Genomic DNA, 22,530 nt, shown 5'->3' on the forward strand with positions numbered 1-22,530 from the left:
CGAAGGGGTGCACATCTGGCACCCCTTCGCTCCGGTGCCGCACCTTGCGGCTGTGCCTCAGCTCGCGGCGTCCAGCAGCGCGGCGGCCGTGAACAGCTCCACGCCGACCGTGATCGCGGACTCGTCGGCGTCGAAATCACCTTGGTGCAGGTCGCGCACCGTGCGCTCCCCGGGCGTGCGGACCCCGAGCCGCGCCAGGGCCCCCGGCACATGCTCGAGGTACCAGGAGAAGTCCTCCCCGCCGAGACTCTGCTCGGTGCTCTCGACGGACTCCGCGCCCCGCCGGACGGTCATGGCGTCCCGCAGCAGCTCGGTGACCACCGGGTTGTTCACCACGGGCGGGACACCACGCACGTAGTTGATCTCGGACTTCGCCCGGTACGTGTTGGCGACCTCATCGATCGCGGCGACCACGACGTCGGGCGCCTGCCGCCACGCCTCGAGGTCCAGACACCGCACGGTCCCCGAGAGTTCGGCGTGCTGCGGGATGACGTTCGGAGCGTGCCCGGACTCGATCCGCCCCCAGGTCACGACCAGGCCGCTGCGCGCGTCGACCCGCCGGGCGACGATCGCCGGCACGTCGGTCGCGACCCGGGCGGCGGCGGTGACGAGGTCGGTGGTCAGATGGGGCCGCGCGGTGTGCCCGCCGGGCCCGTCCAGCGCGATCTCCAGCCGGTCGCAGGCCGAGGTGATGGGTCCCGGCCGCAGCCCGACCCGCCCGGCGTCGACCCTGGGGTCGCAGTGCACGGCGATGATCTGCCGTACCCCGTCCAGCGCCCCGCACTCGATGGCGTCGGCGGCGCCACCCGGGAGCACTTCCTCGGCGGGCTGGAAGATCAGCCGTACGGGACGGGGCAGCAGGCCCTTCTCGTGCAGGTCGGCGAGGACGAGTCCGGCGCCCAGCACGACGGTCGTATGCACGTCGTGCCCACAGGCGTGCGCCCGGTCGGGCACGGTGGACCGGTACGGGCACTCGGTCTTCGTGTCCGGAATGGGCAGGCCGTCGATGTCGGCGCGCAGGGCCAGCATGCCGGGCCCGCCGTTCCACTCCTCGCCGTCCACACCGATGTCACAGACGAGCCCGGTCCCTACGGCGAGCACACGCGGCTTCAGGCCGGCCTTCTCCAGCCGCTCCTTGATCGCCGCCGTGGTGCGGAACTCCTGGTTGCCGAGCTCGGGATGCATGTGCAGGTCGCGCCGGAAGGCGACGAGTTCGGCGCGCAGTGCCTCGGGCAGCGCGCCGGGGAGCACATCATCCCCGGGGAGATCGGCCTCGGACTCTCGGGACATCAATTGCTTCACCCTCTGAAGGGTAGGACTCGGGGACGGCCGACTGACCCTCGATCAACAAAACTTCAGCCCGTTAGGGGAAGAAAACCTGGCCGCCAGACGCATAGGCATCGACTCGGATGGGTAGACTCGCCCGTTTTTCGGTCGAGCGTCGCATCCGCCCACTCTCCACACATACCACGCCCCGCCGCACCCATACCGTTCTTGTTCACCTGTCGGAACGGCGCGGTCGCAGAAGCGCGCCGCCCCACCGTCCGGTCGCGGAACCATCACCTCTGAGCGACGTTCCCGGCACGCCACGCACTCCGCGCCTCCGCAGCGGGCAGCCTGCTCCCATGACGACCCCCCTGGAGGCATGCGGCTGCGGCGAGGACCGGATCCCCTGGATGCTGACGAAGTACGGCTTCCTGGGCACGGCCACCCTGGCCCTGACCACGCTGCTCCTGATGCTCGCGACAGGCTCGCTGCTGGTCGCGACGGTGTGGCTGCTGCGCCGCGGGCCCGCGAGGACAGCCGCGAAGAGAGCCACGAGCCCGCCCCCGGCCGGGCCCACCACCGCCGACCCGCCCTCTGGCCTGGCGGCATTCACCTGGCGGACGGAGGACGAACCCTGAGCTCGGCGAGGTGGTCCACGAAGCGGGCGGTGAAGGAGCAGGGCGCGGCCCCCGTCGCCGATCTCGGCAGCGGGCCCGGCTACACCACACTCACCGCCGACAGCCGCGTGACGTCCCGCGCCGTCCCCGTGACCCCGGACAGGAACCCCTGCGCCCTGGGCGAGGCGTTCTCCGTCAGCCAGGCGGGGTCGATGTCGCACACCGCCACCCGTACCTCCGTACCGGCCAGCGCGAGCGGCAGCGTGTGGACGACCGTCGACGGGAAGCTGAGGATCGTCCGACCGATCGGACCCCGCCGGGCGATCAGTTCGAGCGGGAGTTCGGGGCGGACGATCTCCAGTCCCGTCTCCCCCGCCAACCGGTGGAGCTTGTCCGTGCTCTCCCTGCGGTGCGCGAAGTACCGCGTGGCCCCATGAGCCCTGGCCAGAGCCCGTACGGCCGCCAGGTACCGCTCCACGTCCACCACGCCGGTCTCCACCAGCGAGGTGCCGACCAGGTCCGCGCCCTTGGTGACACGGGGCGGGCCGAAGCGGGCCCGGGTCCAGGCGAAGCCGTTCGGTGTGATCGTCACGCCCTGCGGCGCCTCCTCGATCGGCATCGAGGAGAAGATCTCGACCCGGCGCTCCCCGCCCGGCGTCAGCCGGCGCCGGGCGGACGCCGACACGGGAGCGAACAGCACGTCACGAGGGCCGGGACGGCCGCCCTTGCGGTGCCAGCGCACCAGTCGCTCGCCCCGGGCCAGCTGGGCGACGAACTCCATCGTCGCCGTGCCGTCGTCGACGACGACCAGGTCGCGGGCCCGGGTGATGGTCAGCAGCAGTTGTACATAGCGGGAGAAGGGGTCTCCCATCACCACGCGTTCCGCCCGGCGCAGCAGCCGGGACAGGCCGCCTATCGTCCGGAACGGCGCGGTCGTACCGCCCCGTGCCTCCTCCCAGCGGACCGCGTGACCCTCCTCGCGGGCCAGCTCCGCCATGCGGCGCAGCTGGCCCCGGGTCATCGGGTCCATCGGGGACAGGACGACGAGGGTGAACCCCGCGCCGGGCGTCTCCTGGCCGCCGAGTCCGTGCGCGTGCGCCCACTCGAGCACGTTCAGGAGCTGCACGGGGCTCTCGACGAAGGCGAGGGTGTGGGGGGTGGTGCCGGTGGTCCCGGCGCGAGGGTTCATCGACGTACGACCGTCCCGTAAGGCACTCGAAGTCGGATGCGAAGTCGGGCTCGTAGCCGGACTCTGACTCAGACCGCGACCGGCTCGCCCGCCGCCGCGGCGATCTCCGCCTCGGCGACGACGCCGGTGACGCGGCGCAGCTTCTTCATCGGGCCGAGCTCGGAGTCGTAGACCTTCTTCACGCCGTCGCCGAGCGAGGCCTCGATGGTGCGGATGTCGCGGACGAGGCGGGTGAGGCCCTGCGGCTCCACGGAGGCGGCCTGGTCGGAGCCCCACATCGCGCGGTCGAGGGTGATGTGGCGCTCGACGAAGGTGGCGCCGAGGGCGACCGCGGCCAGTGTGGTCTGCAGGCCGGTCTCGTGGCCCGAGTAGCCGATCGGGACGTTCGGGTACTCGGCCTGGAGGGTGTTGATGACGCGGAGGTTGAGCTCCTCGGCCTTCGCCGGGTAGGTCGAGGTGGCGTGGCAGAGCAGGATGTTGTCGCTGCCCAGGACCTCGACCGCGTGGCGGATCTGCTTCGGGGTGGACATACCGGTGGAGAGGATGACCGTGCGGCCGGTGGCGCGCAGGGCGCGCAGCAGTTCGTCGTCGGTCAGGGACGCGGAGGCGACCTTGTGGGCGGGGACGTCGAACTTCTCCAGGAAGGCGACGGCCTCGGTGTCCCACGGGGAGGCGAACCAGTCGATGCCCTTCTCCTTGGAGTACTCGTCGATCTGGCGGTACTCGTCCTCGCCGAACTCCACGCGGTGGCGGTAGTCGATGTAGGTCATCCGGCCCCAGGGGGTGTCGCGCTCGATGTCCCACTGGTCGCGCGGGGTGCAGATCTCCGGGGTGCGCTTCTGGAACTTCACGGCGTCACAGCCGGCCTCGGCGGCCGCGTCGATCAGCTTGAAGGCGTTCTCGAGTTCGCCGTTGTGGTTGATGCCGATCTCACCGACGACGTAGACGGGCCGGTCCGGGCCGGCGGTCTTCGAACCGAACGTGCGCAGGCGGGAGTTGGTGCTCATGGCAGAGACGTCCTTACTTACTTGGTGAGGGTGTCGAGAGAGGGGCCGAGGATCCAGCTGGCGATCTCTCGGATCGCGCCGTCGCCACCGGGGACGGTGGTGACCGCGCGTGCGGCGCCGCGCACGACGTCGTGGGCGCTCGCGACCGCCACGGGCCAGCCGACGAGGGCGAAGCACGGCAGGTCATTGACGTCGTTGCCGACGTAGAGCACGCGCTCCGGCGCGATGCCCTGCTCCTCGCACCACTGCTTCAGTGCGAGGTCCTTGCGGTCGATGCCGTGCAGCACCGGGAGCTTGAGCTTCCGGGCCCGGGCGGCGACGACCGGGTTCTGTTCCGTGGACAGGATCAGCATCTTCAGGCCGCTGCGGCGCAGGGCCGCGATGCCGAGGCCGTCCCCGCGGTGCACGGAGACGAACTCCCGTCCGTCGGAGTCGATCAGCACCCGGTCGTCGGTCTGGGTGCCGTCGAAGTCGAGTACGACCGCGTCGATGTCGTCGGCGGCCGGGAGGAGACCTGCCGGCGAACCGGGCCTGTCCGCGTCGAAGAGCGGGGCCAGCGCGCGCGCCCGGGCGAGATCGTGCGGGTCGTCGATCTCCAGCACCCGCGCCGGGTCGGTGCGCACCAGTTCCGTGCGGCCGAAGAAGCGGTGCCGGTGCTTGCGGAAGCCGGCCGCGTCCATCGCGTAGGCGGCGCCGGTCTCCAGCAGGTCCTGCGGGCGGTCCTGGCGGCGCGGGCGGAAGGACTTGTCGTGGTTGACGCCGTAACCGCCCTCGGTGACCGCCGGGTCGGCGACCTTCGTGCCGCCGCCGACCTCGCCCGCGCGCCCGGCCTGCACGACCGCCGGGTCGTCCGCCGCGTCCCGCCAGACGAAGCCGTGGAAGGGCGCCACGGTCACCGCCGTGTCGGCGCCGTTCTCGACGACCGCGCCGGCGACCCCGTCGATGTCCTCGCGGACGATGAACGGGCTGGTGCACTGCACGAGCAGCACCACGTCGACCGGGGAGCCGTGCAGGGCCTCGTGGGCGTCCATGGCGTGCAGGACGGCGGCCTCGGAGGTGGCGGTGTCGCCGGCGATGGCGGCGGGGCGCAGCACGACCTCGGCGCCGGACCGGCGGGCCGCGGCGGCGATCGCCTCGTCGTCGGTGGAGACGACGACGTCGGTCACCAGCCGGGAGGCCCGGCACTCACGCACGGCGCGGGCCACGAGCGGGACGCCGCCGACGGGGGCGAGGTTCTTCGCGGGCACGCCCTTGGAGCCGCCGCGCGCGGGAATCACCGCGAGCACCCGGCGCACCGAAGCGCCTTGGCCCGCTTCCGGGTTGGACATGGGATCTACTCCTTGGGCAGGTATCCGAGCGGCGCTCACAGCTCGCCCATCCGCCGGATCACGGGCGCCACGCGCTGCACGCCGTGCCGGTAGGCACCGCGCGCCGCCCGGCGCACGATCTGCCGGACCGGTCCCGGTTCCTTGTCGGCGGCCGGCGCGCCGGGCAGCGGGGCGCCGTCGGGGGCGAGGTGGTGGCGGGCGAGGATGCCCGGCAGGTATCCGGGCGCGGTCTCGGGCGTGTAGTACGGGGCCGGCAGCGGCAGTCCGCCGGGGCGGTCGAGGAGCTCGGTGATCCGCTCGCGGGCCGCGTCGAAGGCGGTGGCGTAGGAGCCGTCGGCCGCGACGCCCTGCCGGGCCACCCACTCCTCGTCGGGCGCCGGCCGGTGTCCGGCGTCGAGCTGGTCCCAGGAGGCGAGGCAGCCGGAGCCGACGAAGTGGTGGTTGCCGAGCACCTCGCGCACACCCAGGTCCGTCAGGACGACGGTCGGGATACGGCGGTGCAGGGCCTCCAGGGCGGCCGTGGAGCTGACCGTGACCAGCAGGTCGGTGCGGTCGAGGACGTCACCCATGTGCCCGTACACCAGGCGGAAGTTGGGCGGCGGATCGGCCTTCTGCACCAGCTTCTGGTAGGGCAGCTCCTCGATGTGCGTGGTGTGTTCACCCGGCCTGGAGCGCAGCTTCAGCAGCACCTCGCGGTCGGGGTGCGTGCGTGCGTGCCGGATCAGGCGCTCCAGCAGGTACGTACGTTCCTTGCGGCTCGCCGGGACGGACGGCTGCGCGGCGAAGACGACGGTGTAGGGCCTGCGCCCTTGCTCCGCAGACGGGTCGTGCTCGCCGGCGTACGGGTCTCCGCCCAGGAACGGCAGCGCGACCTCCGTGACGGCCGAGGCGTCGGCGCCGACCCCCTCGTAGACGGCGCGGAAACGGTCCGCGTCCTGACGGGAGTTGGCGAGGACGAGGTCGGCGCCGTGCCGCAGCAGCAGGCCGTCGGCGAGCTTCTCGTAGACGACGCCGACGTAGCCGGTGACGACGACGGGCCGCCCGGCGCGGTCGGCCCAGACGTGCCGCAGGCCGTGCAGCATCGCCTGGACGCCGCCGCCGACCAGGGCGAGGACGAGGACGTCGTACGTCTCTTCGCCCATCACGCGCAGGAACTCGGCGGCGGTCACCTCGCGGAGCGAGTCGGCGTGGACGCCGACCTCCTGGAGCTGACGAGCGGTGGGGGTGGCTCGGCCCCGCAGCAGGTAGCCGTCGAGACGGATGTCCGCTTCACCCTTTTCCGTGGAAACGGTGCGCTTCGCGGTGAGCGCGCCCCATTTCCACCGGGTGTCGGAATCCGCGAGAACGGCGACTCGCAGGGCCTTCGTTGCACTTGCTGGCACGTCAACGACCGTAGGAAGGCATTCCTAGGTTCCGCCCAACCCGAAAGCAACAAAGGGTTAACAGCACATCGCCGAATGGGGTTCCGGGGCGTCGGCGACACTTGAGAAGACCTGATTCACAAGTTCGCCACGCGCAGTTCACCTGACATCAAACCAACGGTAAAGACGGGTGACGGGCGGCCCTCTAACGTCGGTCGGGTGGTCAAGCTCTCCGTCATCGTGCCGTTCTACAACGTGCAGCAATACGCGCCGGACACCCTCAAAAGCCTGCGGGCGAACACTCGTGACGACTTCGAATTCATTCTCGTCGACGACTGTTCGCGCGACGGGACGCCGGACATTCTCGCGCGCGCGGAGCGCGAGTTGCCCGGCGCGGTGCTCGTCAGACACGAGGAGAACGGAGGCCTGGCGACCGCGCGCAACACCGGGATCGACCGGGCACGCGGGGAGTACCTGACGTTCCTGGACGGCGACGACTGGCTCGCGCCCGGCTACTACGATCAGCTGGTCGGCGCCATCGAGGGGCTGGGCTGCGACTTTCTGCGTACCGACCATGTGCAGTGCACCGGACGGGCACGCGCGGTGCACCGGGTCCCGCACGGCCGGCGGGGCGTGGTGATGAAGCCGCGGGAGGCGATCCTGCCCGCGGACCGGTCCACGTCGGTCGACTACGCGTACGCCTGGGCGGGCATCTACCACCGCCGGCTCGTCGACCGCGGACTGCTGCACTTCACCCATGGGCTGCGCACGGCCGAGGACCGGCCGTGGATCTGGAAACTGCACCGGGAGGCGGAGTCCTTCGCCGCCGTGGGGCTGCTGGGCGTCTTCTACCGGCGCGGGGTGGCGTCCTCGCTCACTCAGATCGGGGATGTTCGGCAACTCGATTTCATTCGCGCGTTCGACCAGGTAATCGAGGAAACGGCGCTTGACCCCGAGGCGGACAAGCTGCTGCCGAAAGCAGTGCGCACCTATTGCGCGATCATGGCTCATCATCTCGGATCAATCGAGAGGTTCGAACCCGCCGTGGCTCGAAAACTGCGCTCACTGAGCTCCGCCGCCCTGAAGCGAATGCCGCAGGACCTGCTCGCGGAAGTGATGGACACGATGGACTCGCAGCGGGCGAGCCGGCTGCGGCGGCTGCGCCGCAGGCCCGTTTCCGCCCGGACGGTGGCCGCCTGATGCCTCGCACCACCCGGATCTTCTGCGCGTCCACCCTGTACGGTGCCGCGACCCTGGCCGCCGCGCTGGACGCCGGACTGTTCGAGCCGACCGACCGACGGCTGCTGCTCGTCACCAACAACGCGACCAATCCCGAGACGACGCCCGCCGTCGACGCGATGCCCGGCTTCGCGCGGATCGGTGAGCGCTTCGACGAGGTGCTCTCCTGGAACGAGACCATCGCGCCGTTCCACCCGAGCGGCTGGAGCCCGCGGGGCGACGACATTCCCATGTGGGAGCGGTACGTACGGCTGCTGTGGGGACTCGGCGACGACGAGGTCCACCTGGCCGTCGAGTCCGTGCAGGTCAATCCGTCGCTGGCGGTGTGCCAGCTGTTCACCGGCGCTCCCGTCGATGTCTACGCGGACGGCCTCATAAGCTATGGCCCCACCCGCGACAAGATCGATCCGCTGGTCGGCACCCGTATCGGGCGGCTGCTGCACCTCGATCTCGTGCCGGGCCTGACCCCGTTGCTGCTCACCGAGTTCGGCGTCACGCCCGAGCTGGTGCCGGGCGAGGCGTTCCTGAAGGTGCTGGGCGAACTCGCCGAGAGCGAGACCGATGTGCCGGTGCTCGATGAGCAACCGGCGCTGCTCCTGGGCCAGTACCTCTCCGCGCTCGACATCCTCGGCGACGCCGAGGAGGAGGAGCTGCACCTGAGCATGGTGCGCGGCGCCGTGGCGCTCGGGCACCGCCGGCTGGTCTTCAAGCCGCACCCGGTCGCGCCCGCGCGCTGGTCGCGGCTGCTGGAGGACGAGGCGGCCCGGCTCGGCGCCGAACTCACCCTGCTGGAGCGGCCCGTGCTCGCCGAGGTGGTGTTCCAGCGGATGCGGCCCGCGCTCGCCGTCGGCTGCTTCTCCACCGCGCTGCTCACGGCGGCGGGCCTCTACGGCATCCCGGTCGCCCGCGTCGGGACCGGCACCGTGCTGGCCCGGCTCACGCCCTACCAGAACAGCAACCGCGTGCCGGTGACCATCGTCGACGCGCTGCTGCCCGACCTCTCCGACCGGGCGGCGGTGGAGGCGTGGGCGATGCCGACGCGGGAGCGCGTGGAGCAACTGGCGGCGCTGCTCAAGACGGTGGGATTCGCCATGCAGCCCAAGATCTACCCCGGGCTGCGCGGCGAGGCCGAGGACTACCTCTCGCGGGGCCTGAACCCGCACACCTGGCGCTACTTCAAGCGCCGCCGCCTGACCGCGCTGGCGCTGCCGGGCGCCGTACCCGCGCAGCTCTCCTTCATCCCGCGCAACGCGACCGTGCGCCGTCTCGCGCGGCGGGCCAGGGCGCTGTCACGCCGCTGAGCGCTCCGCGGGATGTGCGGCGATGCGCCGTCAATCGCCGGCGGCATCGTCGTGGCTGGTCGCGCCCACGCGGCGGAGCCACATACCGACACAGCCCCGCGCCCCTTCGGGGCGCCGCGGAACCGCAGCGGACTTCCCCGAGGCTGCTTGGACGCCTCCGTTCTCGTGCGTCACCCCCGTTCCTCCGCAGGACCGGGGGCGGCGCGCGTTTTCCGCACCCCTGGCGTCAACCTGACGCCAACTCATTCATCCGGGCGACATTTGCCTGACGCCTGTGTGTCAACGCCGAATCGCCTTTCATCCGTCGGAGGTTCGTAGCGTCCCGTCGTTGACGAACGAACGACTGATCACGACTCCGCCGAGAAAGGCCCCTGGATGAACGCGGCTGACCAGGCCCTGGCACCGACGAGCCCGGCCCCGGCGCCCACCTCGCGGATACCGGTCTCCGAGAAACCTGCCGCCTCCGCGCCCCGTCCGCGCGCCGCGGACCGGCTGCGCGCCCTGGACGGACTGCGGCTGCTGGCCGCGCTGATGGTCTGCATGTACCACTTCGCCGGGAAGAACGGCGAGGTCGCCGAGTCCTGGCACCAGTCGCCCGGGCAGATGTTCCCGACGCTGTCCCAGGCCGCGACCTACGGCAGTCTGGGCGTGCAGTTCTTCTTCGTCATCAGCGGCTTCGTGATCTGTATGAGCAGCTGGGGCCGCACGTTGGGCGCCTTCTTCCGCTCCCGGGTCTCCCGCCTGTACCCGGCTTACTGGGTGGCGATCGTCCTGATCACGGCGGCGGCGTACATCATGCCCGTCGTCGTGCGGCCGCTGCGGTCCGACGAGCTTCTGCTCAACCTCACCATGCTTCAGCAGCCGATGGGCGCGAACCGGGTCCTGGGCGTGGACTGGACGCTCTGGGTCGAGGTGCGTTTCTACGCGCTGTTCGCCCTGTGTGTGGTCTGGCGGGGCGTCACCTACCAGCGGGTGGTGCTCTTCTGCTGCCTGTGGACCACGGCCGGGGTCTTCGCCCGGGTCGCCGACACCCCGCTGACCGACGAGCTGGTGATGCGCGACCACGCGCCCTTCTTCATCGGCGGACTGGCGCTGTACCTGATCCACCGCTTCGGCAGCAACATGCTGCTGTGGGGCATCGTCGTCATGTCGTTCCTGCTGGGCCAGCGCTACTCGGTGACCGCCCTGTGGCACCCGGGCCCGCAGGGCGACTTCCATCGCGACCCGCACGTCATCCAGGTGATCGTCTTCCTCGCCTTCGCCACGGTCGCGGTGGTGGCACTGGGGTGGACCCGCTGGGCGAACTGGCGCTGGCTGACGGTCGCGGGGGCGCTGACGTACCCCTTCTACCTGGTGCACGAACACCTCGGCTGGTTCTTCATCCGCGTGCTGTACCGGGGCTACGGTCTGCCCCCCTACGCGACGATCGTCGTCAGCGTGCTCAGCCTGCTGCTGATCGCCTGGCTGATCCACCGGCTCGTGGAGAAGCCGTTCGGACCGCGACTGAAGCGGGCACTGGTCGTCCGACGGCCGCAGCCGGATGGGTGAACCGCGGGTTCCTCGCCGGTGAGAAGGGCCGGGCCCCATCCTTGGAGGACGAGGCCCGGCCCTTCTGCCGTGCAGGCGGCTCCGTCAGGACGACTGAGCCGCCCGGATCCGCCGTACGACCCTGCGTACCGTCGGGTTGCGGCGCAGGGCCTCCGCGCGGACCGGGCTGCCGCCGGGGAGGCGGAGCGCGGTCAGGCGGCGCTTCTTGAAGTAGCGGTCGTGCTCGGAAAGATGGGCGGTGAGCCAGGCGGCCGCCTCGTCGTGCAGGGCCGGGTACTTGCGGAACTGCATGCAGTACCCGACAGTGCGCACCAGGGGCGCGAGGCGCTCGCTCAGCGCGGCCAACTCCAGCGGGGCGCCGAGGATTTCCTGCTCCGCGTCGGGCAGGGCCGCGTCGATGATGGTGAGCGGGACGCGGTTGCTGTTCTCGTACGGTGTGATGCGTTCGAGGAGGAGGTCCGTGCCGACGCGGGCGACGGGGATGCCGTAGAAGGCGGCGGCCGTCATCAGGGCCGTGGAGAAGCAGCCGATGACGAGGTCCGGCTTCAGGTTCGCGAAGACGGTCTCGGCGAGGACGGGGTCGCTGAGGACGGCGAGCCGCACCCCGAGTTCCTTGGCCACCGCCTCCAGGGACCTGCTGTAGACGGCGGGCGCGCTGGGGTGGGGCTTGAACAGGACGCTGTCGTGGCCGGCCCGGGCCGCGGCGCGCAGCATGCGGATGTGCAGCTGCTCTTCCTCGTCCTGGGTGATGAGGTCGATCGCGGAGAGGTACTGGCCGAGCAGCACGGCCGTCGGGCGGTCACCGCCGGGCAGCCGCTCGGCGAGGATCCCGGCGCCGTCCTCGCCTATCCGGGCGAGTACGTCGACGATGGCCTCGTTGGGTATCGGCTCCGGCTCGACGCCGTACTCGGACAGCAGCATCGGGCGCAGCCCGGGTATCAGGTCGAGGTGGAGCACCCGGACGATGCGGCTGTTCAGGCCGTGCGGGATGCGGTTGCGGGTGGGCCCGTAGCTCATCAGGCCGTCCGCGTACACGTGGACGGGGCTGTCCGCGAAGATGTCGGCGACCGCGCGGGACGGGTTGGCCTGGATGGACTCACAGGCGATCTCGACCTTTTCGTCGCCGAGGTTCCAGGCGAGGCGTACGGCCTTCTCCCACAGCTGGGCGTCCTGGGCGCGGGGCGACCAGCCGGCCGGGTGGTGCGGGGAGATGAACTCGTTCCACGAGTGCACCTCGTCGAACTCGGGACGCAGCTTCTCGAACCCGGCCATCCGGTCCAGCGGGGTGCCGACCTCGGGCACGGCGGCCGTGTTGCTGACGACGAGGATGCGGCGGTGGGCGGCGCGCGGTCCGAAGAGACCGGCGCGGATGGCCGCGGTGACGGTGGCGGCGGCGTACTGCGTGGCCGAGAAGAAGATCTGTGTCGTGCCGCTCATGCCGCGACTCCCTTCATGCCGCCGCGTATGCGTCGCAGCGTGTGCACGCGCTCCTCGCCCATCCCGACGAGTGCCTCGTTGAGTTCGTCCTCCGTCATCCGGCCCAGTGCCGCGGCTGCGAGCTGCCGCAGCTTGGCGTGCACGCTGCGCTCGAACCGGCCGCGGTCGAGGAGCTGGTGGGCGATGACGACGCAGTAGTTGCGCAGCGCCTTCTTGCGCAGCCCGGCCGCCTCCGGGTCGCCCTCGAGTTCGGCGAGGACGAGGTCGAAGGACCGGAAGAAGTCCAGCTGACGCACGTCACCGATCTGGGTCAGCGAACTCGAGATGCCGCGCCGGTAGAAGACCCCGCGCAGGCTGGCGACGGCGTAGGACTCGGCCCTGCGGTGCAGTTCCCAGATCCAGGGGCGGTCCTCGGCGGTGCGCAGTCCGTCGTGGAAGCGCAGCAGACCGCGGTCGAGGAGTCGGCGGTGGTAGACGCCGGCCCAGGCGTACGGGTAGTCGACCATCGTCGTGTCGTCGACGGGGAGGATGGAGGTACGCGGGTCGAGCGGGGTGTGCCGGCGGCCTTCGGGGGCCCGGTGGATCTGGCGTTCGAGGCCGAAGACCTGGACGTGGTCGGTGCGTACGAAGTCGACGTCGTGACGTTCGATGTAGTCCACCAGGTCGGCCAGATAGCCGGGGGCGAGCCAGTCGTCGCCGTCCAGGAAGGTGAGGTAGCGGCCCTCGGACGCGTCGATGCCGGTGTTGCGCGCGGTGGCCAGTCCGCCGTTCTGTTCGTGCCGGATCACCCTGCTGTGCCTGAGTCTCTTCGTCAGCGCGAGGAGGGCTTCATAGGTCTGGTCCTTGGTCGACCGGTCCTCGACGAAGATGAACTCGAAGTCGTCCCGATCATTGTTGGCCAGGCCGGCCACGGTTTCCGGGACATACGTCTCGATGTTGAAGCAGGGGACGACGACGGACAGAGTGGGTTGGTTGGCCACGTGTGCACCTGGATTCTCAGCGGAAAGTCAAGTGATCCTAAGAAATGAGAATCCGCATTCGAGTGTCCCGTCATCGACATTCAGGTGAACTCGATATGACAAGCCCCCCGTCTCTTTCGGCAGCCCCGTATTCTCGCGGAACACGGTGCTAAGTTCGCGCGCGTGACCGATATATCCACCTCGACTCCACCCGCTGCACAGCGCGTGCCGAGTCCGCACAGACCGGCCTCCCGCCGGCTGCGCCTCACCTCTCCCGCGGGGTGGACCACCGCCATCACCGCCGTCGGGCTGCTGATCTACACGACGCTCACCGCCGGCGTCTTCCTCGACCTCCGTTATGTGCTCGCCGCCCTGCGTACAACGGGGAAAAGCGGCCTGTCTCCCTCCGAGGTCTTCGCCCACCGGCCCTTCTTCTACCGCTGGCTGATCGCCGGTCTGGACTCCGTCACCGGCGGATCGAACGCGGTGCGCGAGGCCACCCTGCGGCTCATCGGCGTCGCCCTGTGCGCGGCCACCGGTGTTCTGCTGCACCGGGCCCTGCGCCGCCGTATGCCCGAGCGGGACGCGCTGCTCGTCGCGGGCCTGGCCGCCCTCGCGCTGGCCTTCGCGCCCGTCATCGACTACTTGCAGCCGGAGTGGTTCGCGATCGTCTTCGCGATGCTCGCCGTCGCCGCCGCGCTCGGCCTCCGCAACCGCTGGCAGGCCGCCGTGCTCGCAGCGCTGCCGCTCGGTCTCGCCGTCCTGATGAAGTACTCCACCGCGGGCACCGCCGCGATGGCGCTCGTCGTCGTCTTCGCCGTGGACCGCGTACGCGCCCTGCTGCTGGCCGCCGCGTCCGCCGTCGCCACCGGCCTGCTGTTCGCGGTCAGCGCCTGGTCGGGCTCGCGCGAGCTGCAGTGGCTGCGGGACATGCCGCACATCAACGCGCACGCATGGGGCAAGGATCCGCTCGTCGTCTCCGACCTGCTGCAGCGGACCGCCGACTACCTGGGCGACCGGATCGCGCTCACGCCGGTCCTCGCGCTGCTGCCCGGGGCGCTGCTGCTGTTCGCCGCCACCCTCCCGTCGCGCCGGCAGCGCGTCGAGGCCGTGCTCGGCACCCTGTTGCTCGTCGCCATCGGCCTGGCCGTCGTGGTCTACCAGGGCAACTGGTTCGCGTACCACGGCGAGAGCCTGGTGGCGGTGGCGGCGGCCCTGACCGGTCTCGCGATCGGCCGCTGGTACGGACGGCACGGCAGGCCCCCGTTGTGCCTCACCGTGCTCGCCCTGCTGTACGGGGTGGGGACCCCGCTGCTCGCCCACGTCCGCGCGGACGTCGACGTGGACGTGCTCGCCTGGCTCGCCTCGGCCGCGGCCCTTCTCGCCGGCGCGGCGGACCTGCTGCGGGTGCGGGCGCCGCGTCCGCGCGCCCCGCGCATTCCGGTGGCGCTGCCCGTCCTCGCGCTCGTGGTGTGCCTGGCCGCGACCGTGTGGCCCACGTCCGGGGTCCGGGTGATCCTCGGGCGCATCGTCACGACCAACGCCGAGCTCAAGGTACAGGCGCAGGCGGCGGAGACCGCCGCCGAGCAGGTGAAGGCCGAACTCCCGGCCGGGGTACCGGTCCTGTACCTGACCTTCGGCCAGCAGGCTTACTACATCGACCACCCGACCGCCTGCCGGTACCCCTTCCCCACCTTCTTCAACGTGCCCAAGCAGCTCACCGACGTCCCGTCGCTCACGTCGACCCGGGAGAACGTGCGCTGCATCACGCAGGACCACCCGGCCGCGTACGCCGTGTACCAGCCCAGCTGGCTGTCGCTGGGCGTGATCGACCCGCGTATCGCCGCCGACATCCGCCGCACGTACGACTGCCCCAAGCCGGAGGGGCGGCAGCTCGTGGTGTGCACGCTGCGCTGAGGCGCGTACGGCTTGTGCGACGGCTCATGGCTTGTGGCTCATGGCTCATGCGAAGGCCCCGGCGGTGAATTCCGCCGGGGCCGACTCGTCTCGGCGTCGGTCAGACCGCGCCCGCGATCCGTGCCGCCTTGTGGCCCAGCTCCACCGAGTAGCTCTGCCCCCGGTCCTGCGGGTAGATCTGCGACATCGTCGCGAGCGTCACCCGGCTGAGGTGGGTCCGGTGACCGGGGATCAGCGCCTTGTACTCGGGCGTGACCACGGGCTGGGCGAAGGGCGCCCGGGAGAAGTGCCAGTCCTGGATCCAGGAGCGGTCGAACTCCGGGTTCAACCGCTGGAGATACGGCAGGTACCGCTCCAGCAGCTCGGCCGGCTCGGTGGTGAAGCGCCAGTCGTCCCGCTCGACGTAGTTGCCCACGTAGAGGATGTGACGGCCGCCGTACTGAGCGCGGTCGATCATCTGCGTGTGCTCGACGACCGCGAGGAACGGGAAGTCGGGCTCGTTGATGTTGAGCCAGTAGTACGGGATGGCGCTGCGGTCCAGCTCCAGGACGAAGCAGGTCGCGCCCAGGTACTGGTTGCGCCAGACGGCGTCGTCGGCCGGTACGTCGGCGGCCTTGGCGAAGGCGGGCTGCGGAGTGGTGACGATCAGCTGGTCGAAGGTGTACGAGGCACCGTCGGCGGTGCGCACCGTGACCGGCCCGTCCTCGCCGTCCTGGCGAATCGTCTCCATGCGCTTGCCGAACTCGACCTTGCCGCCGTGCTCGGCGATCCGGTCGCGCAGCGTCGCGTACACGCGCTCGAACCCGCCGTCCAGATAGCCCAGTTCGAAGGTGCGGCAGTGCACCCGCGCCCACAGCCAGGCCATGGACACCTGGTCGGCTCGGTCGCCGAACTTCCCGCGCAGCAGCGGCTCCCAGACGGCCTCGGTGGCACGCCGCCCGGCCCACTTGCGCACCCAGCTCAGGGCGGTGCGGTCGTTGAACTTCTCTCCGTCGCGCACCACCTTCAGCCACGCGGACGACAGCCCGAAGCGGATTCCGGCGGGCAGGCCGTACAGCGGGGAGCTCAGCATCTCCAGCGGCGTGCTGAAGGGGTGCATCCGCCCGCCCCGGAACACACCGGTGGTGGTCTTGTGGAAGCGCAGGTCGCCGCCCAGGCCCAACTCCTCGATGAGCTCGATCATCTGGCGGTCGCTGCGGAAGATGTGGTGGTAGTAGCGCTCCAGCGGCACTCCCCCGACGGGGATCGACGCGGCGAGCCCGCCCAGTTCGTCCGCGGCCTCCAGGACGGTGACCGCGTGGCCCTGCTTGACCGCGTCGTACGCGGCGGTGAGGCCGGTCGCGCCCGCGCCGATGACGCCGAGATTCATGCGAAACTCCACTTTCTGTTGAGCACGAACTGGAGGGCCAGCACCAGCGGCAGCGAGCCGGCCTTCACGAGGTTCGGGTCGATGTCGAGCCCTCGGGAGAACACCGCGAGCAGCACGAACGTCAGGGCGATACCGGTCAGGCCGACGGCGTAGAAACGCAGGTAGCGCGTCAGCAGACGGTCACGCTTGTCGAAGGTGAACAGGGCGTTCAGGACGAAGTTGTTGGTGATACCGAGGCTGGTGGAGAGCACGTTGGCCACCTGCTCGTTCATCCCGGCCACGTTGTAGAGCAGCAGGAACGCACCCATGTCGAGGAGGACTCCGCTGCCGCCGACCAGCGCGTACGTGATCAGCTGCCGGAGGTCACGGGTGCGGGTCCGGGTGCCCTCAAGGGTGTCAGTCACCATGACGGGGGCCGTCGGCGCCGTCGGCGCCGGCTTCCGTGTCGTGCGCGATGACCTCCCGCACGGTGTACAGGGGGCGGCCCTGCACCTCGTTGTAGGTACGCCCGATGTAGCTGCCCAGCACGCCGAGCGACAGCATCTGCACACCGCCGAGGAACAGGACGACCACCATCAGCATCGTCCAGCCGGAGACCGTGATCTCCGGCCGCAGCACCTTCATGGCGAGCGCGTAGCAGATGCCGACGAGCGAGAGCGCGAGGACCACGAAGCCCAGCTTGGTGATCAACCGCAGGGGCGCGGTGGAGAACCCGGTCAGCCCGTCGATGGCGAGGCGCGCCATCTTGCGCAGCGGGTACTTGGTCTCTCCGGCGAACCGCTCGTCGCGGTCGAAGTGCACCTCGCTCTGCCGGAAGCCCATCGAGGCGACCATGCCGCGCACGAACCGGCTGCGCTCGCGAAAGCGCCGCAGCTCGTCGGCGGCGCGTCGGTCCATGAGCCGGAAGTCGCCGGTGTCCACCGGGATGTCCACATCGGTGGAGGACCGCAGCAGACGGTAGAAGGCGTGCGCGGTGGTCCGCTTGAAGAGCGTGTCCTGCCGGCTGCGCCGACGGGCGTGCACGATCTCCGCACCCTCCCGCCAGGCGTCGATCAGCTGGAGGCTGACCTTCGGCGGATCCTGGAGGTCGGTGTCCATGACGATCACGGCATCACCGCGCGCCTCGTCGATACCGGCCGTGATGGCCATCTGGTGCCCGAAGTTGCGCGCGAAGTCGACGATCCGGACGCGCCGGTCGTTCTTCGCCATGTCTTTCAGGATGGGCAGCGTGCCATCGGCGGAGCCGTCGTTGACGTACACCAACTCATAAGTGAACTCCGGGCGTTCACTCAGTGCCGTCACGAGTTCCTCGTGGAAGTGGCGGATCCCGTCCTGCTCGTTGAAGACGGGCAACACATATGAGACGAGCGCGGCACCGCCACGCTGACGGGGCACGTGGGCCCCCTGCACCCGTCTGGCTATGTCTGGCATTGGGCGAACGTAGGGGCGCGATGTGAATTGCCTGCGAACGCGCAATTAGCAGTGGGGTGCTACCAGTCGACATACGGCGCACGCCTGCCCGAACGGCCGCCAGGGTGGCCTATGCCCGCCCGTACCGCACCTCAATCCCCGCGATCACCAACTCCAGCCCCTCCGCGAAATGCCGGTCATGGTCGGCGAAGATCTCCGATGACGAGCTGGGCGCGGTACTGGGCGGCCGGGCTCCCGAGGGGCTGCTGGACACGTACGAGGAGAAACGGCGTCCCCGTCGCCGCGGACGTACTCGGCCTCTCCACGGCCATCCACCGCGACGAGGCGAGGCGCGGGGCAGAGCGGGGAGGGGCTGGCGCAGTACGCGGCGCGGTACGCGATCCGGACGTGGTGAGCTGCGCCGCACTCGCAGCGGTGCGCCGGAGTGCCTACGCGCTGGCCAGCGTCAACTTCACCGCGAAGCCGAGGAACAGCACACCCGCCGCGGAGGTCGCCCACGCCGACAGTCGCTTGCGGCGGCGGAAGGCGGCGGCCAGCTTCGTGCCGCTGAATATCAGCGCGCTGAGGTAGAGGAAGCTGGCCAGCTGGGCGAAGGCGCCGAGCACGACGAAGGAGAGCGCCGGGTAGGCGTAACCCGGGTCGACGAACTGCACGAAGAAGGCGACGAAGAAGAGGATCGCCTTCGGGTTGAAGAGGCTGACCACGAAGGCGCGGCGGTACGGCCGTTCCTCGGCACCGGTGGCGGCGACGTCCGGGGCTTCGTCCACGGCCCGCTCCCGCCGGGTCCGCCACATCCCCCAGGCGGCCCGCATCATCCCGACCGCCAGCCAGGTCAGGTATCCGGCACCGGCGTACTTCACGATCCCGAACAGCACGGCGTTGGCCTGCAGCAGCGAGGCGACGCCGGCCGCGGACAGCGTCATCAGCACGGTGTCCCCGCACCACACCCCGGCCGCGGCGGTGTACCCGGCACGGACCCCGCGGCGAGCGGCGACGGAGAGGACGTACAGGGAGTTCGGTCCGGGGAGCAGGACGATCAGGACGAGGCCTGCCAGATAGGTGGGGAGATCGATGATGCCGAGCATGAAAGGGAGTGTCGCATGCGGGTACGACACCCCACCTGTGGGTATCGCGGTCAGTCACCGTCGAGAAGGGTGTCCACGGAGAGGTCGAGCGTGACGCCGACGGATTCCGGTACCGGGATGCTCTGGCCCCGCTTGTAGCGCTCGGGGGCGGCGTACTCTCCCTTGACCGGGTCCTGGTAGAGCAGCACCTCGTCGTGCTTGCGGTCGGCCACGATGTAGACGGGGACGCCTGCTTCGGCGTAGCACTCGACCTTGGGGCCGAGGTCGTCGGACCAGTTCGAGGAGGTCACTTCCACCACAAGGCGGAAGACGTTCGGGGCGTAGCAGTTCTTCTGGACGAGGGCATCGCGGAAGTCCGCGTCGACGACGGAGAAGTCGGGGATCGAGAAGTCGTCGGCCAGCGTGGGCAGCCACAGGCCGATGCCCTGGACATACCTGAGCCCGGCCTCCCGAGCCCCCGCCCTGTCGAACGCTACGACCAACCAAGTCAACGACAGCGCATGCGAGCCGTCCGGCGGCGGTGTCACAGTGAGCCTCCCCTGGAGAATCTCCACGCGGTGCCCAGGCAGTGCACGGGAGAGCAGGTCGGCGGCTTCGCCCAACGTCAGCTCGTGTTGCAGTACAGCCACGGCATCCTCCTTTTCAGGGGTCACTCTCCATGAGCGTAACCGGCGGCGGGTCGACTCCGCCCCCTATCACCCATTCGGACGAATCGCCCAGCTCAGAACGCATCGCTCGGCACGTAAGTCCCCCAAACTTCCCGGAGGGCATTGCACACCTCGCCCACCGTCGCCCGCGCCCGCAGGGCGTCCTTCATCGGGTACAGGACGTTGTCCGTGCCCTCAGCGGCCTTCTTCAGGTCGGCCAGGGCCGTGTCGACGGCCGCCTGGTCGCGCTCGGAGCGCAGCTTGGCGAGCCGCTCCGCCTGCTGGGCCTCGATGGCCGGGTCGACGCGCAGCGGCTCGTACGGCTCCTCCGCGTCGAGCTGGAAGCGGTTGACGCCGACGACGACGCGTTCGCCGGAGTCGGTCTCCTGGGCGATGCGGTAGGCGGAGCGCTCGATCTCGTTCTTCTGGAAGCCGTGCTCGATGGCGTTGACGGCGCCGCCCAGGTCCTCGACCTTGCCCATCAGTGCGAGGGCGGCGGCCTCCACGTCGTCGGTCATCTTCTCGATGACGTAGCTGCCCGCGAAGGGGTCGACGGTCGCGGTCACGTCCGTCTCGTACGCGAGGACCTGCTGCGTACGCAGGGCCAGGCGCGCGCTCTTGTCGGTCGGCAGCGCGATGGCCTCGTCGAAGGAGTTGGTGTGCAGGGACTGGGTGCCGCCCAGCACAGCCGCCAGGCCCTGGACGGCGACGCGGACCAGGTTCACCTCCGGCTGCTGCGCCGTCAGCTGCACGCCGGCCGTCTGGGTGTGGAACCGCAGCATCAGCGACTTGGGGTTCTTCGCACCGAACTCCTCCCGCATCACCTTCGCCCAGATGCGGCGCGCGGCACGGAACTTGGCCACCTCTTCGAGGATCGTCGTCCGGGACACGAAGAAGAAGGACAGGCGCGGCGCGAAGTCGTCCACGTCCATGCCGGCCCCGACCGCTGTGCGCACGTACTCGATGCCGTCCGCGAGCGTGAAGGCGATCTCCTGCGCCGGAGACGCACCCGCCTCGGCCATGTGGTAGCCGGAGATCGAGATGGTGTTCCACTTCGGGATCTCGGCCTTGCAGTACTGGAAGATGTCCGCGATCAGGCGGAGGGAGGGCTTCGGCGGGAAGATGTACGTCCCGCGCGCGATGTACTCCTTCAGGACGTCGTTCTGGATCGTGCCCGTCAGCTGTGCGGCCGGCACCCCCTGCTCCTCGCCGACCAGCTGGTACATCAGCAGGAGCAGCGCCGCGGGCGCGTTGATCGTCATCGACGTCGAGACCTTGTCCAGCGGGATCCCGCCGAACAGCACCCGCATGTCCTCCACCGAGTCGATGGCCACGCCCACCTTGCCGACCTCGCCGTGCGCGATCGGCGCGTCGGAGTCGTGACCCATCTGCGTGGGCAGGTCGAAGGCCACCGACAGGCCCATCGTGCCGTTCGCGATCAGCTGCTTGTAGCGGGCGTTGGACTCCGTCGCCGTACCGAAGCCCGCGTACTGGCGCATCGTCCACGGACGGCCGGTGTACATCGACGGGTACACACCACGGGTGAACGGGTACGCCCCCGGCTCACCCAGCTTCTCCGCCGGATCCCAGCCCTCCAGCGCGTCCGGTCCGTAGACCGGTTCGATGGGCAGTCCGGACTCCGACTCGCGCGTCATGGTGTGCCGCCTCCTGGTTGTTCGCCAGTACGAACCCGACCGTGCGACGGAGGGTCCTGGAAACCACAATGCCGCGCCGTTCGTGTGCCGTCATCCACGGGGAACATCTCAGGTGACATCGTGCACGATCAGCGCACTCCGGTGAGCCGAACGGCGGGGCGACAGTGAGACGAGGGGGGTCCGTGATGCGTGGTACGGGCATGGGGAGGCCGACTCGCACGGGCATGGGGAGACCGATGGCCACCCTGGCCGCCGTGGCGGCCCTGACCGCGCTGGCGACGGTGTGCGGCTGCACCGTGCAGCCCCCGGACGGGGACGGCAACAGCCGGTCGCCGGTGCACATCGACATCACCAGTACGGCGCCGAGCCTGCCCGACGCGTCCCGTACGCCCGCCCGCTCCGACGACAAGCCGAGCGCCGCCCCGACCGCGTCCGCCGCCCCGGCGGTGCTGTGGTCGCCCGGGGACACCGGGCGGGACATACGCGAACTCCAGGCCCGGCTGCGCCAGGTCGCCTGGCTCTTCGACGGGCCGACGGGGACGTACGACGATCTCACCGCGGAGGCGGTCAAGGGCTTCCAGGGCAAGCGCGGGCTGCCGAGGACGGGTGAGGTGGACTCCGTCACCTGGCAGCGGCTGCTGGGGATGACGCACGAACCCGGACCGTGGGAGCTGTACCTGATGGGCGGGCAGCCGGCCGCCGCTCCGGACCCGCGCTGTCTGACGGGCCGGGTGCTGTGCGTCAGCAAGTCGAGCCGCACCCTGCGCTGGATGATCGACGGGCGGACCGTGTCGACGATGTCGGTCCGGTTCGGCTCGCAGTACACCCCCACCCGGGAGGGCGTGTTCCACGTCTACTGGAAGTCCCGCCACCATGTGTCCACGCTCTACGACTCCCCGATGCCGTACGCCATGTTCTTCAGCGGCGGGCAGGCCGTGCACTACTCGTACGACTTCGCGGCCCGCGGGTATGCCGGCGCCTCGCACGGCTGTGTCAACGTACGGGACGAGGCGGCGATCGCGGAGCTGTTCGCGCAGGTGCGGAACGGCGACAAGGTCGTCGTGTACTGGTGACGCCGCAGAGCGCGGAAGAGGATTCGGGGCGCGGGCGGGACCGGGGGAACGTGTCCCGCCCGCGCCGGGTGCACGTGCCGTAGGTACGGGGGGAACCCCGG

At 70.2% G+C, this 22,530-nt stretch carries 20 protein-coding genes; 6 read left to right on the forward strand and 14 right to left on the reverse strand.

The window, feature by feature from the left end; genetic code table 11:
* Positions 1-57: 57 nt before the first annotated feature.
* Positions 58-1,290, reverse strand: a complete 1,233-nt coding sequence (locus tag ACFY16_RS41390) for an amidohydrolase (RefSeq protein WP_390652395.1) — start codon at positions 1,288-1,290, stop codon at positions 58-60.
* Positions 1,291-1,625: 335 nt separating this feature from the next.
* Between ACFY16_RS41390 and ACFY16_RS41395 the strand changes: the two genes are divergently transcribed.
* Complete coding sequence (locus ACFY16_RS41395) at positions 1,626-1,904, forward strand: hypothetical protein (RefSeq protein ID WP_390652396.1); 279 nt, start codon at positions 1,626-1,628, stop codon at positions 1,902-1,904.
* A gap of 79 nt (positions 1,905-1,983) precedes the next feature.
* On the opposite strand, the gene ACFY16_RS41400 is transcribed toward ACFY16_RS41395, so the two are convergent.
* The 4 genes from ACFY16_RS41400 to ACFY16_RS41415 form a co-directional block, all read right to left on the reverse strand.
* A complete protein-coding gene (locus tag ACFY16_RS41400) occupies positions 1,984-3,072 on the reverse strand; it encodes a hypothetical protein (protein WP_390652397.1) in 1,089 nt (362 codons plus the stop codon).
* Between the two features lie 68 nt (positions 3,073-3,140).
* Positions 3,141-4,079 (reverse strand): N-acetylneuraminate synthase family protein, encoded by a 939-nt coding sequence (locus tag ACFY16_RS41405; protein ID WP_390652398.1) that lies wholly within the window; start codon positions 4,077-4,079, stop codon positions 3,141-3,143.
* A 17-nt stretch (positions 4,080-4,096) separates the two neighbouring features.
* On the reverse strand, positions 4,097-5,407 hold the full coding sequence (locus ACFY16_RS41410; protein ID WP_390652399.1) for a cytidylyltransferase domain-containing protein: 1,311 nt from the start codon (positions 5,405-5,407) through the stop codon (positions 4,097-4,099).
* 35 nt (positions 5,408-5,442) lie between these two features.
* Positions 5,443-6,789 (reverse strand): DUF6716 putative glycosyltransferase, encoded by a 1,347-nt coding sequence (locus ACFY16_RS41415; RefSeq protein ID WP_390652400.1) that lies wholly within the window; start codon positions 6,787-6,789, stop codon positions 5,443-5,445.
* 198 nt (positions 6,790-6,987) lie between these two features.
* Here ACFY16_RS41415 and ACFY16_RS41420 point away from each other — a divergent pair, with 198 nt between their 5' ends.
* The 3 genes from ACFY16_RS41420 (at position 6,988) to ACFY16_RS41430 (ending at position 10,856) form a co-directional block, all read left to right on the forward strand.
* Positions 6,988-7,968, forward strand: a complete 981-nt coding sequence (locus ACFY16_RS41420) for a glycosyltransferase family 2 protein (protein ID WP_390652401.1) — start codon at positions 6,988-6,990, stop codon at positions 7,966-7,968.
* Positions 7,968-9,308 (forward strand): polysialyltransferase family glycosyltransferase, encoded by a 1,341-nt coding sequence (locus tag ACFY16_RS41425; RefSeq protein WP_390652402.1) that lies wholly within the window; start codon positions 7,968-7,970, stop codon positions 9,306-9,308. Before ACFY16_RS41420 ends, ACFY16_RS41425 begins: the two co-directional genes overlap by 1 nt.
* Positions 9,309-9,683: 375 nt before the next feature.
* Complete coding sequence (locus tag ACFY16_RS41430) at positions 9,684-10,856, forward strand: acyltransferase family protein (protein WP_390652403.1); 1,173 nt, start codon at positions 9,684-9,686, stop codon at positions 10,854-10,856.
* A gap of 84 nt (positions 10,857-10,940) precedes the next feature.
* Here the strand turns inward: ACFY16_RS41430 and ACFY16_RS41435 are convergent, their stop codons facing one another.
* Both ACFY16_RS41435 and ACFY16_RS41440 read right to left on the reverse strand, forming a co-directional pair.
* The gene (locus tag ACFY16_RS41435; RefSeq protein ID WP_390652404.1) at positions 10,941-12,293 is read right to left on the reverse strand and encodes an alpha-2,8-polysialyltransferase family protein; all 1,353 of its coding nucleotides are present in this window, start codon (positions 12,291-12,293) and stop codon (positions 10,941-10,943) included.
* Positions 12,290-13,273, reverse strand: a complete 984-nt coding sequence (locus ACFY16_RS41440; protein WP_390652405.1) for a glycosyltransferase family 2 protein — start codon at positions 13,271-13,273, stop codon at positions 12,290-12,292. The genes ACFY16_RS41435 and ACFY16_RS41440 overlap by 4 nt, the downstream gene beginning before the upstream one ends.
* A 162-nt stretch (positions 13,274-13,435) precedes the next feature.
* Here ACFY16_RS41440 and ACFY16_RS41445 point away from each other — a divergent pair, with 162 nt between their 5' ends.
* Complete coding sequence (locus ACFY16_RS41445) at positions 13,436-15,169, forward strand: hypothetical protein (protein WP_390652406.1); 1,734 nt, start codon at positions 13,436-13,438, stop codon at positions 15,167-15,169.
* A gap of 100 nt (positions 15,170-15,269) precedes the next feature.
* Here ACFY16_RS41445 and ACFY16_RS41450 read toward each other — a convergent pair whose 3' ends face one another.
* The 7 genes from ACFY16_RS41450 to ACFY16_RS41480 all read right to left on the reverse strand — a co-directional run bounded on the left by ACFY16_RS41450 (position 15,270) and on the right by ACFY16_RS41480 (position 21,356).
* The gene (locus ACFY16_RS41450) at positions 15,270-16,538 is read right to left on the reverse strand and encodes an NAD(P)/FAD-dependent oxidoreductase (protein WP_390652407.1); all 1,269 of its coding nucleotides are present in this window, start codon (positions 16,536-16,538) and stop codon (positions 15,270-15,272) included.
* Positions 16,535-16,945, reverse strand: a complete 411-nt coding sequence (locus ACFY16_RS41455) for a GtrA family protein (protein WP_390652408.1) — start codon at positions 16,943-16,945, stop codon at positions 16,535-16,537. The genes ACFY16_RS41450 and ACFY16_RS41455 overlap by 4 nt, the downstream gene beginning before the upstream one ends.
* Positions 16,935-17,933 (reverse strand): glycosyltransferase family 2 protein, encoded by a 999-nt coding sequence (locus ACFY16_RS41460; protein WP_390652409.1) that lies wholly within the window; start codon positions 17,931-17,933, stop codon positions 16,935-16,937. The genes ACFY16_RS41455 and ACFY16_RS41460 overlap by 11 nt, the downstream gene beginning before the upstream one ends.
* Positions 17,934-18,078: 145 nt before the next feature.
* The gene (locus ACFY16_RS41465) at positions 18,079-18,375 is read right to left on the reverse strand and encodes a TetR/AcrR family transcriptional regulator C-terminal domain-containing protein (RefSeq protein ID WP_390652410.1); all 297 of its coding nucleotides are present in this window, start codon (positions 18,373-18,375) and stop codon (positions 18,079-18,081) included.
* Between the two features lie 22 nt (positions 18,376-18,397).
* Complete coding sequence (gene leuE / locus ACFY16_RS41470) at positions 18,398-19,054, reverse strand: leucine efflux protein LeuE (RefSeq protein ID WP_390652411.1); 657 nt, start codon at positions 19,052-19,054, stop codon at positions 18,398-18,400.
* A gap of 50 nt (positions 19,055-19,104) precedes the next feature.
* Positions 19,105-19,683: a Uma2 family endonuclease gene (locus tag ACFY16_RS41475; protein ID WP_390652412.1), complete on the reverse strand. Its 579-nt coding sequence runs from the start codon at positions 19,681-19,683 to the stop codon at positions 19,105-19,107.
* Positions 19,684-19,775: 92 nt separating this feature from the next.
* Entirely contained in the window at positions 19,776-21,356 is a 1,581-nt protein-coding gene (locus tag ACFY16_RS41480) for a methylmalonyl-CoA mutase (RefSeq protein ID WP_390652413.1), read from the reverse strand.
* A gap of 185 nt (positions 21,357-21,541) precedes the next feature.
* Between ACFY16_RS41480 and ACFY16_RS41485 the strand changes: the two genes are divergently transcribed.
* Entirely contained in the window at positions 21,542-22,429 is an 888-nt protein-coding gene (locus ACFY16_RS41485) for a L,D-transpeptidase family protein (protein ID WP_390652428.1), read from the forward strand.
* Positions 22,430-22,530 lie beyond the last annotated feature (101 nt).

Origin of the sequence: Streptomyces sp. NPDC001315 (genome assembly GCF_042896175.1) — a bacterium.
Lineage (GTDB): Bacteria > Actinomycetota > Actinomycetes > Streptomycetales > Streptomycetaceae > Streptomyces.

What these genes read in the sequence shown, in the direction of transcription:
- ACFY16_RS41390 (WP_390652395.1), bottom strand. Translation starts at nt 1,290, where the DNA reads ATGTCCCGAGAGTCCGAGGCCGATCTCCCCGGGGATGATGTGCTCCCC.
- ACFY16_RS41395 (WP_390652396.1), top strand. Translation starts at nt 1,626, where the DNA reads ATGACGACCCCCCTGGAGGCATGCGGCTGCGGCGAGGACCGGATCCCC.
- ACFY16_RS41400 (WP_390652397.1), bottom strand. Translation starts at nt 3,072, where the DNA reads ATGAACCCTCGCGCCGGGACCACCGGCACCACCCCCCACACCCTCGCC.
- ACFY16_RS41405 (WP_390652398.1), bottom strand. Translation starts at nt 4,079, where the DNA reads ATGAGCACCAACTCCCGCCTGCGCACGTTCGGTTCGAAGACCGCCGGC.
- ACFY16_RS41410 (WP_390652399.1), bottom strand. Translation starts at nt 5,407, where the DNA reads ATGTCCAACCCGGAAGCGGGCCAAGGCGCTTCGGTGCGCCGGGTGCTC.
- ACFY16_RS41425 (WP_390652402.1), top strand. Translation starts at nt 7,968, where the DNA reads ATGCCTCGCACCACCCGGATCTTCTGCGCGTCCACCCTGTACGGTGCC.
- ACFY16_RS41430 (WP_390652403.1), top strand. Translation starts at nt 9,684, where the DNA reads ATGAACGCGGCTGACCAGGCCCTGGCACCGACGAGCCCGGCCCCGGCG.
- ACFY16_RS41435 (WP_390652404.1), bottom strand. Translation starts at nt 12,293, where the DNA reads ATGAGCGGCACGACACAGATCTTCTTCTCGGCCACGCAGTACGCCGCC.
- ACFY16_RS41450 (WP_390652407.1), bottom strand. Translation starts at nt 16,538, where the DNA reads ATGAATCTCGGCGTCATCGGCGCGGGCGCGACCGGCCTCACCGCCGCG.
- ACFY16_RS41455 (WP_390652408.1), bottom strand. Translation starts at nt 16,945, where the DNA reads ATGGTGACTGACACCCTTGAGGGCACCCGGACCCGCACCCGTGACCTC.
- leuE (WP_390652411.1), bottom strand. Translation starts at nt 19,054, where the DNA reads ATGCTCGGCATCATCGATCTCCCCACCTATCTGGCAGGCCTCGTCCTG.
- ACFY16_RS41480 (WP_390652413.1), bottom strand. Translation starts at nt 21,356, where the DNA reads ATGACGCGCGAGTCGGAGTCCGGACTGCCCATCGAACCGGTCTACGGA.
- ACFY16_RS41485 (WP_390652428.1), top strand. Translation starts at nt 21,542, where the DNA reads ATGCGTGGTACGGGCATGGGGAGGCCGACTCGCACGGGCATGGGGAGA.